Raw genomic sequence first — 14,141 nt, 5'->3', positions numbered from 1 at the left:
GTGCTTCCCTTGACGGGTGCCGAGCACCGACGCTTCCACCCGCGAGCGACTGCTGACCGTCGCCGAACGGCTGCTGCTCGAATCCGGCTACGACGCGGTGTCCGTGCGGGCGATCAACAGCGCCGCCGGCATGAACCCGGCCGCGGTGCACTACCACTTCGGGTCGAAGGACGCGCTCATCGCCGCGCTGCTGGAGGCCCGGCTCGCGCCGGTGTGGCAGCGCAGGCTGGACGAGGTCACGCAGCGGCGGCGCGGCGGCTGGACGCCGACGGTGCCCGAGCTGGTGGACCTGGTCGTCACCCCGCTGGCCGAGCTGGCCGCGGACCCGGTCGGGGCGCTCCGGCTGCGGCTGCTGGCGCGGTTCGTGCTGGGCAGGCGGGAGCCGGCGTGGACGTCGCGGTGGTTCGGGCTCGGCCCGTGGATCGAGCTGCTCCGGGACGCGCGCCCGGAGCTGGCGAAGGCGGACGCGGCGCAGCGGTGGCTGCTCGCGTTCGGCCTGGTGCTGCAGTTCTTCGCCGACGGGATGCCCGGCGAGGTGCCGGTGGACACGCTGCGGGCGTTCGTCGCGGCGGGATTGGCGGGGTCATGACCGACGTCTTCGCGCCCGCGCGGCTGGGGCCGGTCGAGCTGCGCAACCGGATCATCAAGGCGGCCACGTTCGAGGGCGCGACCCCGGACGCCCTGGTCACCGACCGGCTGATCGAGTTCCACCGGCGGCCGGCGCGCGGCGGGGTGGGGATGACGACGGTGGCCTATTGCGCGGTGTCGCCGGAGGGGCGCACCGACCGGCACCAGATCTGGATGCGCGAGGAGGCGCTGCCCGGGCTGCGGCGGCTCACCGACGCCGTGCACGCCGAGGGTGCGGCGGTGAGTGCGCAGATCGGGCACGCGGGGCCGGTCGCGAACGCGGCGTCGAACCGGCTGCCGGCGCTGGCGCCCGGCCGGTTCCCCAACCCGCTGGGGATGCGGATGACGCGAGCGGCCACTGTGGACGATCTGGCTCGCGTCGTGCGCGCGCACGCGTCAGCCGCACGGTTCGCGGTCGAAGCCGGGTTCGACGCCGTGGAAATCCACTTCGGACACAACTACCTGGTGAGCTCGTTCCTCAGCCCGCGGTTGAACCGGCGCCGCGACTCCTACGGCGGGTCGCTGGCCAACCGGGCGCGGCTGGCGCTGGAGGTCGCGCGGGCGGTGCGGGACGAGGTCGGGTCGCGCATCGCCGTGACGGCGAAGCTGAACATGGACGACGGTGTGCTGGGCGGGTTCTGGCTGGACGAGAGCGTGCAGGTCGCGCGGTGGCTGGAAGCGGACGGGACCGTCGACGCGCTGGAGCTGACCGCGGGCAGTTCGCTGCTGAACCCGATGTACCTGTTCACCGGGGACGCGCCGGTGCGGGAGTTCGCGGCCGCGTTCCCGCAGCCCCTGCGTGCCGGCATCCGGGCGGTGGGCGGGGCGTTCCTGAAGAGCTACCCGTTCCAGGAGGCCTACCTGCTGGACCGGGCGCGCCAGTTCCGCGCGGCGGTGGAGCTGCCGTTGATCCTGCTGGGCGGGATCACGCGGCTGGAGACGATGGAGCGGGCGATGGCCGAAGGGTTCCAGTTCGTGGCGATGGCGCGGGCGTTGCTGCGTGAGCCGGACCTGCCGCTGCGGTTGCGGGCCGGGGCGCGTTCGCTGTGCGTGCACTGCAACCGCTGCATGCCGACGATCTACCGGGGGACGCGATGTGTGCTGACGTGATCGCCGTGACCGGATCCGCCTCGGGGATCGGGGCGGCTGTGGTGGCGGCGTTGCGGGCGGACGGGCACGAGGTGGTCGGCGTCGACCTGCGGGACGCGGAGGTGTGCGCGGATCTGTCCACTCCGGACGGCCGTCGGGCGGCGGTCGACGGGGTGCTCGGAGTGGCGCCTGTTTTGGCCGGGCTGGTGGTGTGCGCCGGACTCGGGCCGCACGTGCCGGATCCGATGCAGATCGTCGAGGTCAACTACCGGGGCGCGGTCGAGGTGCTGGACGGACTGTTCCCGGCGCTGCGCGGGGCGGCGGTGGCCGTGTCGTCGTCGGCCTCGACGATGGTGAAGTGGGCGGACAACCCGATCGCGCGCGGCGAGGAGGCGGCCGCGCTGGCGGAGGCCGGTGAGTACGCGGGGCACCTGGCGTACTCGTGGTCGAAGAACGCGCTCACCGTCGCGGTGCGGCAACGGGTTTCGCAGTGGGGCGCGGCGGGCGTGCGGCTGAACACGGTGGCGCCCGGGGCCGTCGACACGCCGCTGCTGCAGGCCGGCCTGGCGTCCCGCTTCGGCGACGCGATCCGGAACTACCAGGCGCCGATCCCACGCCGGGGGCGGCCCGAGGAGATCGCCTCGCTGATCCGCTACCTGCTCGGCCCGGACGCCGGTTACATCCACGGCGCGCAGCTGATGATCGACGGTGGGTCGGACGCACTGCTGCGGCCGACGGAGTTCTGACCTGGGACTCCTGGTACCGGCAGGACAGGCACCGTACCGCGGCGCGGATTTCCGGTGGCCGGGCTCGGCCGGGGCTTCCGCTGCGCGGGATCAGCTCGCGCCCGGCACCGGCCCGGCACCCCGCAGCGGCAGCCGACCGCCACCACGGCAGCCGCCGCCCGGTTCAGCTCACGTCGGGGGCGTCAGGCTGTCGCCAGCACCTCCCGCAGCCGGTCGAGCTCCGCCAGCCACGACGGGCGGTCCGGCTCCTCCCAGAGTTCGTCCAGTTCGGACTTCTCCGCGAGCACACGGTCGATCGCGCGCACCGCCAGCGCTCTCAGCTCCGCGGGCAGCACCGGGATCGGCTCCTCCGGCCCGTAACTTTCGTCCACCGGATCGCCGCCAGGAAGCTGGGAGGCCACGAGCGCTGCCGCGGCCACGGCGAGCATGCCCTCCGGCGCCTCCAGGTACCCGGAGTTGCCCGCCGCCGCCTCCAGCGTCGTGCGGATCAGCGCCCCACGCTCACCCGCGGGCAGGTCGTCCAGCTCGTTCGCGAAGTCGGCGGCCTCGTCGTTGTCGAAGTGACCGGTTCCCCACGTTCCCATTCGGTGCCTCCTCGAAGTCGCCGTGATCTTGTCAGGAGGCACCGACAAAAACTAAGCAGCCAACCAGTCCTTCGCGGCCTGGAGGGCGTCCAGCGTGATCTGGTGCCCACCGTGGTGGCGGTGCACCGTCACCGAAGCCGACCGCTCCCGCAGCAGCTGGATGAACTGCTCGTTCGACGGCAGCGGCGCCATCGGGTCGCGTTCCCCATTGGACAGGAACACCCGCGTGGCGCTCAAGTCATGCCCGGGCGGGTCCGGCACCGGCAGCATCGACGCGAACAACGCCGCCTCCCGCACCACGTCCGGGCGCAGCAGGGTGAGCGCGCCGCCGATGTTGGCGCCGTTGGAAAACCCGACCGCGACCAGCCGTCGTCCGTCCAGTCCGTACTCCTGCCGCGCGTCGAGCACGAACGACGCCAGCTGGTCGGTTCGGGCGCGGACGTCGTCGTAGTCGAAGACACCCTCCGCCAGCCGCCGGAACCACCGCGCCGCGCCATGTTCGGACACCGGGCCGGCCGGGGCCAGCAGCGCGGCCGACGGGCTCAGCTCCCGCGCGAGACCGACCAGGTCGTCCGGCCCGCCGCCGGTGCCGTGCAGCAGCAACAGCACCGGCGCGTCCGGCGAGCCCTCGATGAACTTGTGCTCCAGCGTCATCGGTTGTTCTCGCCCGGGATGTGCAGCTTCGGCAGGGCGCGCTCGATCTGCTCGCGGTCCGGCTCCAGCCACGGCGGCAGCTTCAGCGCGCGGCCGAGTTCCAGCAGCGGCTCGTCGATGGCGAACCCGGGCTGGTCGGTCGCGATCTCCAGCAGCGTGCCGCCCGGCTCGCGGAAGTAGATCGAGCGGAAGTACTGCCGGTCGAGGATCGAGGTGACGTTCACGCCCCGGTCGACGAGCTCCTCCCGCCACGCGGCCTGGCTTTCCTCGTCGGGCGCGCGCCAGGCGACGTGGTGCACGGTGCCCGCGGCGACGAGCCCGCGCGGGGCGTCGGGCGTGACCAGGACGTCGACCATCGCGCCCGGCCCGCCCTCACCGGCGGTGAAGCGCAGGCGGTTGCTGTCCTGGCTGCTGAAGGTCAGGCCAAGGTCGCCGAACATCTCGGCGGTCGCGTCCTCCTCGGCGACCGAGAGGGTCACCGAGTGCAGGCCGCGGATCGCGTGCTCGGCCGGGACGTGCCCGTTGTCCCACGGGTCGCGCGGGTCGCCCTGGGGGTGCGCGACGAGCGCGAGCTGGAGGCCGTCCGGGTCGCGGAAGGTCAGGACGTCCTCGCCCTCCCGGTTGGCGATGCGGCCGGTGGTGACGCCGGCCTCGGCGAGGTGGTCCTTCCACCAGCCGATCGAATCGGCCGGCACGGAGAACGCGGTGGTGGTGGCCTGGCCGGTGCCGAGGCGCCCGCTCGGCGCGTCGCGCCACGGGAAGAAGGTCATCAGCGTGCCCGGCTTGCCGGACTGGTCGCCGTAGTACAGGTGGTAGGTGCCCGGATCCTCGAACGTCAAGCTGGGGCACTATCAAAATCCTGCCAACACCTGCTGGGGGTATCCGTGGCCGAATCGCCACGCCCGCCCGCCACCTTCACGCCGTGGCGCGCCTGGGTCCTGCTGCTCATCTTCCCGCTCACCGTCATCGCAACCGGCCTCCTCATCCAGGCCGGCGACAACGCCTGGATGCTCAACATCGACGCCGGGTCCGTATGGACGCCGCAGGGTGAGCAGTCCGTAGTCCGCTGCATCGGGGACTGCCGATGAGGGCCGCCATCGTCGCCATCCTCGCGATCGCCGCCATCGTCATTGCCGCCTGGCTCATGCCGACCGAGGATCACGAGCGCTGCGAGATCCCCGGCCACCTGCGCACCAGCGTCGTCGAATGCGAGACGCGATGACCACCAGCGGCGCGCACACCATCACCGTCACGGAACTCACCGAAGACACCGCCGACGCGCACCGGCCGGTCCGCGTCGAGTGCTCCTGCGGCGACCTCAGCGAGGAGGTGAAGGCTTTGCTCGCTGACAGCATCTCCAAGGTGCACGTCGACCGGGCGACCCGGCCGAACGCGGATCGCGCCTACAAGATCGGCAACGTACTGATGGGAAGCGATCTCCCTGCAGAACAGGCTCTCGCCGTCTCGGTCGCGCTACTGGAGGCCGCCGACCTCGCGGACGGGATCGGGTCGTCGAACGTCAGCGACTCCATCATGAAGAACCTCCTGCGCGCCGTGCGAGGCGAGCAGTGACGCAACGCATCCGGGCGGCTGTGGACGCCGCACTCGACCACGTCGTGATGCTCGCTGCGACGGCGGTGCCCGTCCTGGCGCCACAGCTCAACCCGCCGATAACCGATCGAGCTGGCCGACGCTGCCTTAGGCTGGCGACCCCCAACAACCGAGGGAGCAATGCCCGTGTTCGAACCGGAAGAGCACTCGTCGCGGACTCGGAAAGTCCTCGCCGGGAAGGTGACCTTGGACAACCTTGAACCGCTGGTCAGGTGGGTAAACGGCTTGCCTGGCGGCGAAGTGACGTGGTCGGGGGTCGACGCTCTCGGCTATCCCGCCCTCTCGCTGTACACGGCCGATGGCGAGGTCAATGCTCCCGTCGACAGCTACATCGTCTTCGAGCCCGACCGGCCAGGGTCACATCCGTCCGCGCAGATCCGCGTCCTCACCGAGGAGCAGTTCCGCTACGAGTTCGACTGAGCCCGGGACATCACAGCCCGCCGAACCAGTCGGCCGTGCAGTAACGCCGCGGCTCACACACACGACACCTGAGCTGATCAGGAAGGGACGGGTTCCGGGAATGGCGAACAAGCCGGGGATATCGAACAAGTACACGCGGGTGCTCGGGTACGCAGCGCTCGTGCTCATCGCAGTGGGGGTCTTCTCCGTGGTCATCCAGACCACCCAGGCCGACCCGAACAGCCCGACGCACACCAACAACACGGTGCTGTGGATCGGCCTCGCCGTCGGCGTGGCGTGGCTCGTCGTGAAGGCCTTGCTGCGCGAGCGGAAATCCTAGGCGCGGCCACCAGCATCGAGCGACAGAAGGCCCCGGCGCCCTACTGCGACGCCGGGGCCTTCTCGCGGCGCGGGCTCAGTCGAACTCGCCGGCCTTCACGCCCACGATGAACGCCTGCCACTCGCCCTCGGTGTACGTCTGGGTGATGCCGGTCTTGCTGTCGAGGACAACCCGGCCGCCGCCGGGTAGATCCTTGACGTAGACGCAGTTGTCGTTGTTCGTGCTGAAACTCGACTTTCGGAATCCCCCTGGGATGTCGGGGGTCGGGTCTAGACTCATGCCGTCGTCTCCATCTCGTTGGCGATTTCGGCGATGAGCTCGGCGGATGCGGCCGGGCTCATCGCCACCTTCCTCCCCTGTCCCGGCTCGCCGCGCTTGCGCTCGATCTCGCCGCCGAGCATGAAGCGCACGGCGTCCCGGTACAGCTCAAGGTCGGCCTCTTCGTGCAGGAACAGCCCCGACCGGCGGTTCTCCAGGTTCACGACGGGCTGCTCGCCCTCGATCAGCGTGAACGGACCTTCAAGGGCCGGATGCCAGCCGGAGGTGAACGGCAGCACCCGGATCTCGACGTTCGGCAGCGCACCCAGCTCGTTGAGGTAGCGCAGCTGGCCGACCATGATCTCGCGACTGCCGATGACTTGCCGCAAGGCAGCCTCGCCGATGATCGCGGTCAGGTTCGCAGGGTTGCGGCGGGTGATCACGTCGCGCCGGCCGACACGCACAGCGACTCGGGTTCCCAGCTCGTCGGCTGGGACGCCACCTTCGACCATCAAGGCCCGGATGTACTCGGAGGACTGCAGCAGACCAGGGATCAGCAACGGTGAGACAGCGACGATCTCCTTCGCCGTGGACTGGAAGTCGATCAGCGCCGACAGCATCGCGCGCTGCTCAGGGAGCGTGATCGCCAGCCACCGCGGCTCGTCCGTGCCGTTCGCGTAGGCGATGACCTCCTCGCGCCGCTCGCCCTGCACCTCCATCGCGTCCAGAAGGCGCCCGACATCCTCAAGCTGCGGAGTCCGCTGCCCCGTCTCCCAGCGCTGGATCGTGCCGGCGTGCTCATAGCCGGCCTTCTCCGCGAGGGCGCGCAGCGTCAGCCCCTGCTCCTCACGCAGATTCTTCAGCGCGGTGCTGAGCGCGTGCCGCTTCGCCGTCTTGTTTCCAGCCACGGCAATCAGCATATGGCACGTCAACGGCGGAATGCACGACCCCTGAAGCCGAGGTTGCGCGATCTGTTTCCACGTGTTTCCATTGAACCGGAAACAACGGAGACGGTTGGAAACATCCGCTCCGGCCAGCACTTTACTACTGGAGGCGCGCGGTGGACGGCCAAGGATGGGTCACGAAGCTCCTCACCGCAGCCGTGACGGAATCCGGGGAAGCCACCCAGGTCGCCGCCGGGGTCATCGACACGCAGGGCGGCGCGCAGCTCGCATTCCAGATCGACGGCGCCGACGAGGTGATCCTGCCGGGCCTGCAATCCGGCGGCGAGCACATCAACAACGTGCGCGAGGCAGCGACCGAAGCCATGCGCCGCCAGCGCGGCGCGAACACCACCCGCGGGGAGCTTCCGTTCCCGACCGCGGCGCGGACCAAGGCCGGCGCCACGACCCGTGTCATCGCTGGCGTCGTCGACATCCGCGTGTTCTTCCAGGTCGGCGGCGGCCCCCGTGTGTTCCTCCCCGGTCTGCAGAGCGCCGATGAGCACATCGACAACGTGCGTGAGGCGATGGCCGTGAAGTACGCCCTCGATCGGAAGCGGCCATGAGCGCGCGCCTGTGGTTCCCGCTGCCCTCGTACCGGCCGGTCGTCGGCGGCTACAAGCACCGCACGCGCCTGCACCGCAAGCCCCGCGCGGGAACAGTCGTGCAGCTGCTGTGCGGCGCCAGCTACATCGTCGCCCGCGAACGGCGCAAGCCCCCGATCAGCGTCTGCCAGGGCTGCGAAGCCGCCCACCAGGGAGCCGAGTGATGAACGACCGCAACGAGCTGCTGGCCCGCGAATACACCGACGGGCTCCGCCACCGCTACCTCGCCCAGCAGCTCGGCGACCCGCGGCTGACCTTCGTCTCGCCGGTATGCGAGCTGGACAAGCCGAACCCGGAGAAGCACCTGCGCGAGCAGGTCGCCAACGCCTACAACAGCGGCCCATGGTGCCCGCGCTGTGCGCCCATCGTCGTCTACGTGGAGAAAGGAGCAGGCTCGTGAGCCACGACCCCACCGACGAGGAGCTGGTGCACGCCATGCACGCCCTCGGGAAGCGGCTCGCCACGCTGGTCAGCGTCTACGGCCAGGTCGGCAGCTTCGAGGCGGTCCCCGGCCCCGAGATGCTGCGCGCCGTGGCGACCGCGAACGACCAGCTCGCCACCGCCCTCCGCACCCGCGCCGACCAGCTCGACACGCCCGTCATCGACGGGCACCTCACCGACCAGGTCCCGGCGTTACAGCGTCGGTGACCGGCCCGCGCTCCCCCACCGCCCCCTTGGGGTTGAGCGCGGGCCCCCAAGCCCCCGGCCGGCGCGCCCTCCCCCAAGGAACCTCCCCACGCGTCGGCCGGGCCCGTCCCCACCGAAACCCAGGAGGCACGAATGCCCTGCGTGAGCTGTAAACAGCCGATCTCCGGCGGCAGCTGTCAGAACCCGACCTGCCCCGCATCCGACAAGTACCGGCCGAAGTGATCGCGGCGAGCGGCGGACGGTCACTCGCACGTCCGCCCGACGGCCCACCACGAAACGAAGGAGAACACGCCGTGAAGGAGACCGTGAAAAACGCCATCGAGTCCGCCAAGGAGTACGCGCGCGAGACCAAGCGCGCCTGGCGCGAGACCGCGCCCCAGTCCAGCAAGGACATCCGCAAGCTCGAAGGAACCGATCGCCGCGGAAAGCGGTGACCCCCGGCCTGGGTGGGCGACCCAGCTCGCCAACCCACGCCGTCCGACCAGGAGGTCGCGATGTCTCTGTTCGACGTGCTCCAGACCAAGGGCACCTGGGCGCTGATCAAGGTAGTCGCGGCGCTCAACCTGTTCCTGTTGCTGCACCTGCTGCGGCTCCCGTTCGTTCTCGTCGCGCGCGTCATCGAGGTCGCGGCGCGGCGGGTGGACCGCTCGGTCGCCCGGCTCGCCAACACCGTTCCTGCGAGGCCGGTGAACCAGTTCTTCGCCGATCCGACCACACCCGCCAAGGAATCCTGCAATGTCTACGCCTGACCCCGTCCCGACCCCGAGCGCGCCGGACCACGCCGTGCAGCCGCGCGGGCAGCTCGTCACCCGCCCCGCGGCGGCCCCCGGCCCCACCCGCACGACGAGGGTGGTGGCGTGGGTCGGGTACCACCTGCTCGAGCTGAGCGGCGTGGCCGTGCCGACGGTGCTCGCCGTGTTCGTGTCGCCGTGGTTCGCCGTGGCGGCCGTGCTCGCGGCTGTGTTGTGGGCCGTGCACGAGCTGCGCCCGGCCGGTGGTGATGCGCAGTGAGCACCCCGGTGGTGGAGCTGGAGGACGCTGTCCAGCTGGTCCAGGTGGAGATCCAGCAGGCCACCAAGGAGGGCAGGAAGGCGCCCGGGCGGCCGACGCTGATCGAACGGACCGGGCTGAACGAGTACTGGGTCCGGCGCGCCCTGGAGGAGCTGGCGCGGCGGGCTGGAGACGACGCCCCGGCTGGATCCAGCGAGCCGCCATCCGATCCTGACGAGCCGCCAGGCCGGGGGCCCGACAGCGAGGACACGGCGGGCCGGCCAGCCGTCGCCGACGGAACCTCGGGTCGAGGAGTTGAGCCTGCTGGCGAGCTGGATCCAGCTGGAGAACGAGCACACCAGCCGGTCTCCAGCGCCCGGCCGCGGGGCGGTAAGGCAGTCGCGTGGTGCGGGTTCATCGTCGGCTCGGTGGTGTCGATCGCCGCGAACGTTCTGGCCGCCCGGATCCCGCCCGAGGGCGCCGGGCCCGACTGGTCCCCTCGCCTCGACACGCAGCTCGGTGCCGCGGTGTGGCCGGTCCTGCTGATCATCGCCGTCGAGGTGCTGTCCCGCACCCGCTGGCCAGAGGGCCTCGGATGGGCGCTGGCGCGTTACTGCGGCGTCGGCCTGGTGGCGGTGGTCGGGGCGGTCATCTCCTACGGCCACATCCACGACGTGCTGCTGTCGTGGAACTACGCCCCCCTCGGCGCGCTCGTGGGCCCGCTCGGGGTCGACGGGCTCATGGTGGTGTGCGGCTTCGCGATGCTGGCTCCAGCCGACACCAGGCGCACACCAGCAGGGTCCAGCGCGGGCTCCAGCGAGGTCGGCCCGGCATGACCAGCGACCGCGAGGAGCCCGGCGAGGCGCCGCTCGCGGAGGTCCGGCACCTGCCGCTGCGGCGCGCTGGAGACGAGCTGGAGCCAGCGGACACCAACGTGCTGGAGGGCGAACTCCTATCCGCGGAGGAGTACGCCAGGCTCCAGCGCGCCAAGGCGCTCGAGCGGCTGCAGGGCTACCGGCAGGACGTCGTCACCGTCGCCCGCGTCGCGCGCACGGTCGCCACCCACGAACGCACCAGAGCGGCCGGGCGCGTCCTTCTCCGGCACGGCACCTACGTCGTGGCCGGCGCGAGCGTGGTGGCGAAGCGCGCGTGGGAGGCCCGCAGCAACAGCCGGTACGAGCGGATCCTGGCCCGGCTGGAGGCGGCCGGGGACCTCGACCGGCTGGAGCTGTGGGAGGCGAAGGCCGAGCAGGCGAAGCAGCGCCGCCACGACCGGCGCATGGACCTGCTCGGCGCGCCGAAGGAGCTGGCGAAGTCCGCCGCGATCGCGTTCGGCACCGTGGCGGGGCTGCTCCTCGTGCTCGGGGTCGTCCTCGCCGTGCACGCCGGCGACGCCGGGCTGATCGTCGCGCCGCTCGGGCGGGTGGTCGACGCGATCACCTGGACGTACTGGCTGGTCGTTGCCTACTTCGGCCTCATCGCCGGGCTCGTCACCGCGGGTGGCCTGCTGTACCTGTGGAACCAGGGCCGGATGCACTCGACCTGGAACCTGCCGGCCTGGACGGACCCGCCCGAGCCGCGCGGCGAGGTCGTCAACATCACCCCGACGATCGTGGCCGCCGCGCTGCGGGATCTCGGGATCACGCCGCTGCGGAAGGCGATCGAGGCCGACCCGGATCACGGGGCGCGGATGCTCGGGATGATCCACCGGCGCGGGCCCGGCGCGCAGGTCGAGATCACCCTGCCGCCGCAGGTGACCACCCAGAAGATCCTCGCGGTGCGCGAGACGCTGGCCGGGAACCTGGACCGCAAGGCGCACGAGGTCCACATCGAGGGCAGCCCGGACTCCGAGCGCGTGTTCACGCTCTGGGTCGCGAACAGCGGTGCCCTCGACCAGAACGTACCGCCGTCCCCGCTGCTCGATCCGGACTTCGGGCCGGTCGACATCTACCGCGACCGGATGCCCTGGGGCGTCGGTCTCAAGGGCGACCCGGTCGAGCTGAACCTGCTGCAGCAGCACTTCCTGCTCGCCGGCCTGTCGAAGCAGGGCAAGACCGCCGCGGCCCGCGCGCTGGTGCTGTGGCTCGGCCTGGACCCGAGCACCAGGATCCGGATCGCCGACCTCAAGGGGTTCGGCGACTGGTCGATGTTCGAGGGGCTCGCCGAGGAGCTGATCGAGGGCGCGGGCGACGAGAACTTCATCGCGACCTGCGACATGCTCGAATGGGCGGTCGCGGAGATGCAGCGCCGTTACGACCGGTGGCGCGCGATGGGTCGCAAGGGCGACATCGACCGCGCCTCGTCACTGCCCGGCTCCGGGTTCGAACCGCTGTTCATCGTCGTCGACGAGATCCAGAAGCTGTTCACCTGCGCCACCGTCCACCCCGACGGCGGGGAGATCGGCGGCGACGGGAAGAAGTCGCGCGCCGCGCGCGCCGCGCAGGCCCTGCACGACCAGGCCCGCGCGGTCAACATCCACTTCCTCGAGTTCGCGCAGAACCCGACGAACCGCAACCTGCCCGTCCTCGTGCGCGAGGGCGCGATGATCCGCGCCAGCCTGTACGTCGGCACCGAGTCCATCGCCAAGATGGCCCTCGGCGAGGCAGCCGTCGACACGGGCGCCGCGCCGCACGCCCTGCGTGCCGGGCTCGACCGCGGCACCGTCGTGCTCGCGCCCGGCGAGTCGATGGACCTGCCGAACGGCGCGACGCATACCACGGTCCGGACCCACTACATCTCGACGGAGCAGGCCTACGACATCGCCGACCGCGCGAAGGCCTTGCGCGCGGCAGCGGCGGCTCGGCCGGCAGCGCGGGACCTGCTCGACGACGTGCTTGCCGTGCTCGGCACCGAGTCGGCGGTGCGCGCGGCGGACGTGCCGCGTCGGCTGCGCGAGCTGGCGCCGGGCTACCGGGCGTACGAGGACCTGACTGGGGAGGCGCTGGTCGAGCAACTCGAGCAGCTCGGCGTGAAACGCGGCAGCCAGGGCGGCTACCCGATGGTGCGCACGGAGCGTGTCCGTCAAGCGGTCGCCGCGCGCGGTCAGGAGGACGACCTGCAATGACGGAAACGGGTAGCTTGATCAGGTGCGGGATAGGGCTTCCACCCCGCTCACCTCGATCACCTTCCTCACATTTCCCCTGTTCAGGACGGGTGACCAGCCCAGGTGGCCGGCATGGTGAGGATTCACCTCGCTTCATCGTGATCACCCTGGCCGTCACCCAATGATCCACCCGTGTTGCAAGTACAGAAAGTGACGTCGTCGAGGTACTCGCCCGACGGCTCGACCTGTGAGAGGAGGCGAGATGACGGAGATCCCGGAGGACGAGCGGCCCGCGATTGAGGCGCGTCATCACCGCGACCAGTACGACGCACAGGAGGTGGCGCGGCTTCGGCAGCTCGGCCGCGACATCGGCCAGCCGAAGGTCTATGAGAAGCGGGTCCAGAAGCTCCTGAAGGAGCGCGGGTACTGAGCCGCTAGAGCCCTAAGCCGCAAGTCAGGGCGGTTTTCGGGGGCGGAAGGGAGCGATGGGATGAGCAAGAAGCCAGCGCCGGTGGACGAGGCCAAGGTGAAGCAGGTGATGGACGCCCTCGCGAAGGGGATCGCCGAGGAGAGGAACGGACCTCGGCCGCCGACGAAGACGGAGATCGAGGACGCGCAGTGGATGCGCGACAACCGGCCGATCTACCCGGCGTGAGGGGCTGGCCATGGAGTTGGGGATGCGGGAGTGGCTGTTCGGCACGGTGCACGCGTGCGTCGACCGGCTGGCGCTGTGCGGGAAGCGGATGAGCGCGACGGCGAAGATCGCGCGGAACTCGCGGATCGACTGCGGCAGGTGCGTCCGAGAGCTCAACCGGCGCTACGCGGGCAAGCGGTAGGGAGACGACGATGCCTGCTCATTGGATGCGAGCGCAGAACAAGGACGGCAGCGCGGTCACCTGGTGCGGCATCCGCTACGCGAGGGGCCGGTGGCGAGACCGCTGGTTCTACTGGGGCGATTGCCGCGCCTGCGTCCGGGCGCACCGGGCAGCGAAACGGTGAGCCAGCATGCCATGTGACCACCCCGCCCAAGCGCTTCACGTCACCTTCGTCGGCCGGCGCCGCTACGACTGGCGGGCGACGTGCCGCAACTGCAACTTCCGGTGGCGGCCAGAGGTGCCGGACATACCCGCCCAGGTCGAGAAGCGGGTCGCCGGCGTGGCCGCACACATGACGTGGCACGGGTTCGTGCTGGACTATCGCCCGCTTGGGTCTGGTCGGGACGCAGGCCCCGAACGAGAATCGAACACATGAGCGAGTTCGTGTCCTCGCCGATCATCGGCGTCGAGCGGTGGGAGCCGGGCGAGAAGCGGCCGTCGGTCGGCCGCGTGCCGCCCGAGCGCTGCCCGTTCGCCAACCACGACCTCAGCGCGCCGGGCTCGTTCCGCGAGGGATGGAGCCCGGACGACGGCGGCATGGTCGAGTACACGTGCTGGGCGTGCTACCGCGCTCGCGCGCCACAGTCCTCATGGCGTGTGGCCCGCGACGAGGACGCGATGTGGCAGGCGGCCGGTCTTCCCCGGCCCGCCCGGAAGCGCCCGAAGTACCAAGGCACGTAGAAGGCCCCGCGCCGCACAGATGCCGGCGCGGGGCCTCACGTGCACTCGAC

General features: G+C 70.9%; 25 protein-coding genes and 1 pseudogene. 21 read left to right on the top strand and 5 right to left on the bottom strand.

What is annotated here, in order from left to right:
• The first annotated feature begins 16 nt into the window (after positions 1-16).
• From AMYTH_RS0132720 to AMYTH_RS0132710, 3 genes are read left to right on the top strand one after another with little or no spacing between them, the layout of a single operon-like run.
• Positions 17-589, top strand: coding sequence for a TetR/AcrR family transcriptional regulator (locus AMYTH_RS0132720; protein ID WP_027933764.1), 573 nt, complete (start codon positions 17-19; stop codon positions 587-589).
• Positions 586-1,737, top strand: coding sequence for an NADH:flavin oxidoreductase (locus tag AMYTH_RS0132715; RefSeq protein WP_027933763.1), 1,152 nt, complete (start codon positions 586-588; stop codon positions 1,735-1,737). Before AMYTH_RS0132720 ends, AMYTH_RS0132715 begins: the two co-directional genes overlap by 4 nt.
• A 5-nt stretch (positions 1,738-1,742) precedes the next feature.
• Positions 1,743-2,462, top strand: a complete 720-nt coding sequence (locus tag AMYTH_RS0132710; protein WP_267283909.1) for an SDR family oxidoreductase — start codon at positions 1,743-1,745, stop codon at positions 2,460-2,462.
• Between the two features lie 182 nt (positions 2,463-2,644).
• On the opposite strand, the gene AMYTH_RS0132705 is transcribed toward AMYTH_RS0132710, so the two are convergent.
• The 3 genes and pseudogenes from AMYTH_RS0132705 to AMYTH_RS46180 all read right to left on the bottom strand — a co-directional run.
• Entirely contained in the window at positions 2,645-3,046 is a 402-nt protein-coding gene (locus tag AMYTH_RS0132705; RefSeq protein ID WP_027933761.1) for a DUF4259 domain-containing protein, read from the bottom strand.
• Between the two features lie 51 nt (positions 3,047-3,097).
• A complete protein-coding gene (locus AMYTH_RS0132700; RefSeq protein WP_027933760.1) occupies positions 3,098-3,700 on the bottom strand; it encodes an alpha/beta hydrolase in 603 nt (200 codons plus the stop codon).
• Positions 3,697-4,542 (bottom strand): annotated as a pseudogene (locus AMYTH_RS46180) (ring-cleaving dioxygenase); the annotation flags it as partial. The pseudogene AMYTH_RS46180 and the gene AMYTH_RS0132700, both read right to left, overlap by 4 nt.
• A 42-nt stretch (positions 4,543-4,584) precedes the next feature.
• On the opposite strand from AMYTH_RS46180, the gene AMYTH_RS0132690 reads away from it, so the two are divergent.
• The 5 genes from AMYTH_RS0132690 (at position 4,585) to AMYTH_RS0132670 (ending at position 6,050) form a co-directional block, all read left to right on the top strand.
• A complete protein-coding gene (locus tag AMYTH_RS0132690; RefSeq protein ID WP_027933759.1) occupies positions 4,585-4,788 on the top strand; it encodes a hypothetical protein in 204 nt (67 codons plus the stop codon).
• Positions 4,785-4,922, top strand: a complete 138-nt coding sequence (locus AMYTH_RS49205) for a hypothetical protein (RefSeq protein ID WP_157360701.1) — start codon at positions 4,785-4,787, stop codon at positions 4,920-4,922. Before AMYTH_RS0132690 ends, AMYTH_RS49205 begins: the two co-directional genes overlap by 4 nt.
• On the top strand, positions 4,919-5,272 hold the full coding sequence (locus AMYTH_RS0132680) for a hypothetical protein (RefSeq protein ID WP_027933758.1): 354 nt from the start codon (positions 4,919-4,921) through the stop codon (positions 5,270-5,272). The genes AMYTH_RS49205 and AMYTH_RS0132680 overlap by 4 nt, the downstream gene beginning before the upstream one ends.
• Positions 5,273-5,437: 165 nt before the next feature.
• The gene (locus AMYTH_RS0132675; RefSeq protein WP_157360700.1) at positions 5,438-5,731 is read left to right on the top strand and encodes a hypothetical protein; all 294 of its coding nucleotides are present in this window, start codon (positions 5,438-5,440) and stop codon (positions 5,729-5,731) included.
• A gap of 100 nt (positions 5,732-5,831) precedes the next feature.
• Entirely contained in the window at positions 5,832-6,050 is a 219-nt protein-coding gene (locus AMYTH_RS0132670) for a hypothetical protein (protein ID WP_027933756.1), read from the top strand.
• Positions 6,051-6,125: 75 nt separating this feature from the next.
• On the opposite strand, the gene AMYTH_RS0132665 is transcribed toward AMYTH_RS0132670, so the two are convergent.
• Positions 6,126-6,329, bottom strand: coding sequence for a DUF397 domain-containing protein (locus tag AMYTH_RS0132665; RefSeq protein WP_037322852.1), 204 nt, complete (start codon positions 6,327-6,329; stop codon positions 6,126-6,128).
• On the bottom strand, positions 6,326-7,216 hold the full coding sequence (locus AMYTH_RS0132660) for a helix-turn-helix domain-containing protein (RefSeq protein WP_228685044.1): 891 nt from the start codon (positions 7,214-7,216) through the stop codon (positions 6,326-6,328). Before AMYTH_RS0132660 ends, AMYTH_RS0132665 begins: the two co-directional genes overlap by 4 nt.
• Before the next feature lie 152 nt (positions 7,217-7,368).
• Between AMYTH_RS0132660 and AMYTH_RS0132655 the strand changes: the two genes are divergently transcribed.
• The 13 genes from AMYTH_RS0132655 to AMYTH_RS0132595 all read left to right on the top strand — a co-directional run bounded on the left by AMYTH_RS0132655 (position 7,369) and on the right by AMYTH_RS0132595 (position 14,091).
• Entirely contained in the window at positions 7,369-7,815 is a 447-nt protein-coding gene (locus tag AMYTH_RS0132655) for a hypothetical protein (protein ID WP_027933753.1), read from the top strand.
• Positions 7,812-8,018, top strand: a complete 207-nt coding sequence (locus tag AMYTH_RS0132650) for a DUF3039 domain-containing protein (RefSeq protein ID WP_027933752.1) — start codon at positions 7,812-7,814, stop codon at positions 8,016-8,018. The genes AMYTH_RS0132655 and AMYTH_RS0132650 overlap by 4 nt, the downstream gene beginning before the upstream one ends.
• Complete coding sequence (locus tag AMYTH_RS0132645; protein ID WP_027933751.1) at positions 8,018-8,254, top strand: hypothetical protein; 237 nt, start codon at positions 8,018-8,020, stop codon at positions 8,252-8,254. The genes AMYTH_RS0132650 and AMYTH_RS0132645 overlap by 1 nt, the downstream gene beginning before the upstream one ends.
• Positions 8,251-8,502 carry a hypothetical protein gene (locus AMYTH_RS0132640; protein ID WP_027933750.1) on the top strand — a complete coding sequence of 84 codons (252 nt, stop codon included), beginning with the start codon at positions 8,251-8,253 and terminating at the stop codon, positions 8,500-8,502. Before AMYTH_RS0132645 ends, AMYTH_RS0132640 begins: the two co-directional genes overlap by 4 nt.
• Positions 8,503-8,795: 293 nt before the next feature.
• Positions 8,796-8,936: a hypothetical protein gene (locus AMYTH_RS49200; RefSeq protein WP_157360699.1), complete on the top strand. Its 141-nt coding sequence runs from the start codon at positions 8,796-8,798 to the stop codon at positions 8,934-8,936.
• Between the two features lie 60 nt (positions 8,937-8,996).
• Positions 8,997-9,251 (top strand): hypothetical protein, encoded by a 255-nt coding sequence (locus tag AMYTH_RS0132630; protein WP_027933749.1) that lies wholly within the window; start codon positions 8,997-8,999, stop codon positions 9,249-9,251.
• Complete coding sequence (locus AMYTH_RS46175) at positions 9,238-9,513, top strand: hypothetical protein (protein ID WP_157360698.1); 276 nt, start codon at positions 9,238-9,240, stop codon at positions 9,511-9,513. Before AMYTH_RS0132630 ends, AMYTH_RS46175 begins: the two co-directional genes overlap by 14 nt.
• A complete protein-coding gene (locus tag AMYTH_RS47285; protein WP_051362888.1) occupies positions 9,510-10,328 on the top strand; it encodes a DUF2637 domain-containing protein in 819 nt (272 codons plus the stop codon). The genes AMYTH_RS46175 and AMYTH_RS47285 overlap by 4 nt, the downstream gene beginning before the upstream one ends.
• Positions 10,325-12,556 (top strand): hypothetical protein, encoded by a 2,232-nt coding sequence (locus AMYTH_RS46165; RefSeq protein ID WP_051362887.1) that lies wholly within the window; start codon positions 10,325-10,327, stop codon positions 12,554-12,556. The genes AMYTH_RS47285 and AMYTH_RS46165 overlap by 4 nt, the downstream gene beginning before the upstream one ends.
• A 241-nt stretch (positions 12,557-12,797) precedes the next feature.
• Complete coding sequence (locus tag AMYTH_RS49195; protein ID WP_157360697.1) at positions 12,798-12,965, top strand: hypothetical protein; 168 nt, start codon at positions 12,798-12,800, stop codon at positions 12,963-12,965.
• A gap of 60 nt (positions 12,966-13,025) precedes the next feature.
• Positions 13,026-13,190 carry a hypothetical protein gene (locus tag AMYTH_RS49190; RefSeq protein ID WP_157360696.1) on the top strand — a complete coding sequence of 55 codons (165 nt, stop codon included), beginning with the start codon at positions 13,026-13,028 and terminating at the stop codon, positions 13,188-13,190.
• Between the two features lie 22 nt (positions 13,191-13,212).
• Complete coding sequence (locus tag AMYTH_RS49185; RefSeq protein ID WP_157360695.1) at positions 13,213-13,371, top strand: hypothetical protein; 159 nt, start codon at positions 13,213-13,215, stop codon at positions 13,369-13,371.
• A 411-nt stretch (positions 13,372-13,782) separates the two neighbouring features.
• Positions 13,783-14,091: a hypothetical protein gene (locus tag AMYTH_RS0132595; RefSeq protein ID WP_027933748.1), complete on the top strand. Its 309-nt coding sequence runs from the start codon at positions 13,783-13,785 to the stop codon at positions 14,089-14,091.
• Positions 14,092-14,141 lie beyond the last annotated feature (50 nt).

This window comes from Amycolatopsis thermoflava N1165, from assembly GCF_000473265.1.
GTDB lineage: Bacteria > Actinomycetota > Actinomycetes > Mycobacteriales > Pseudonocardiaceae > Amycolatopsis_E > Amycolatopsis_E thermoflava.
This window is presented reverse-complemented; position numbering and strand designations above follow the sequence as displayed.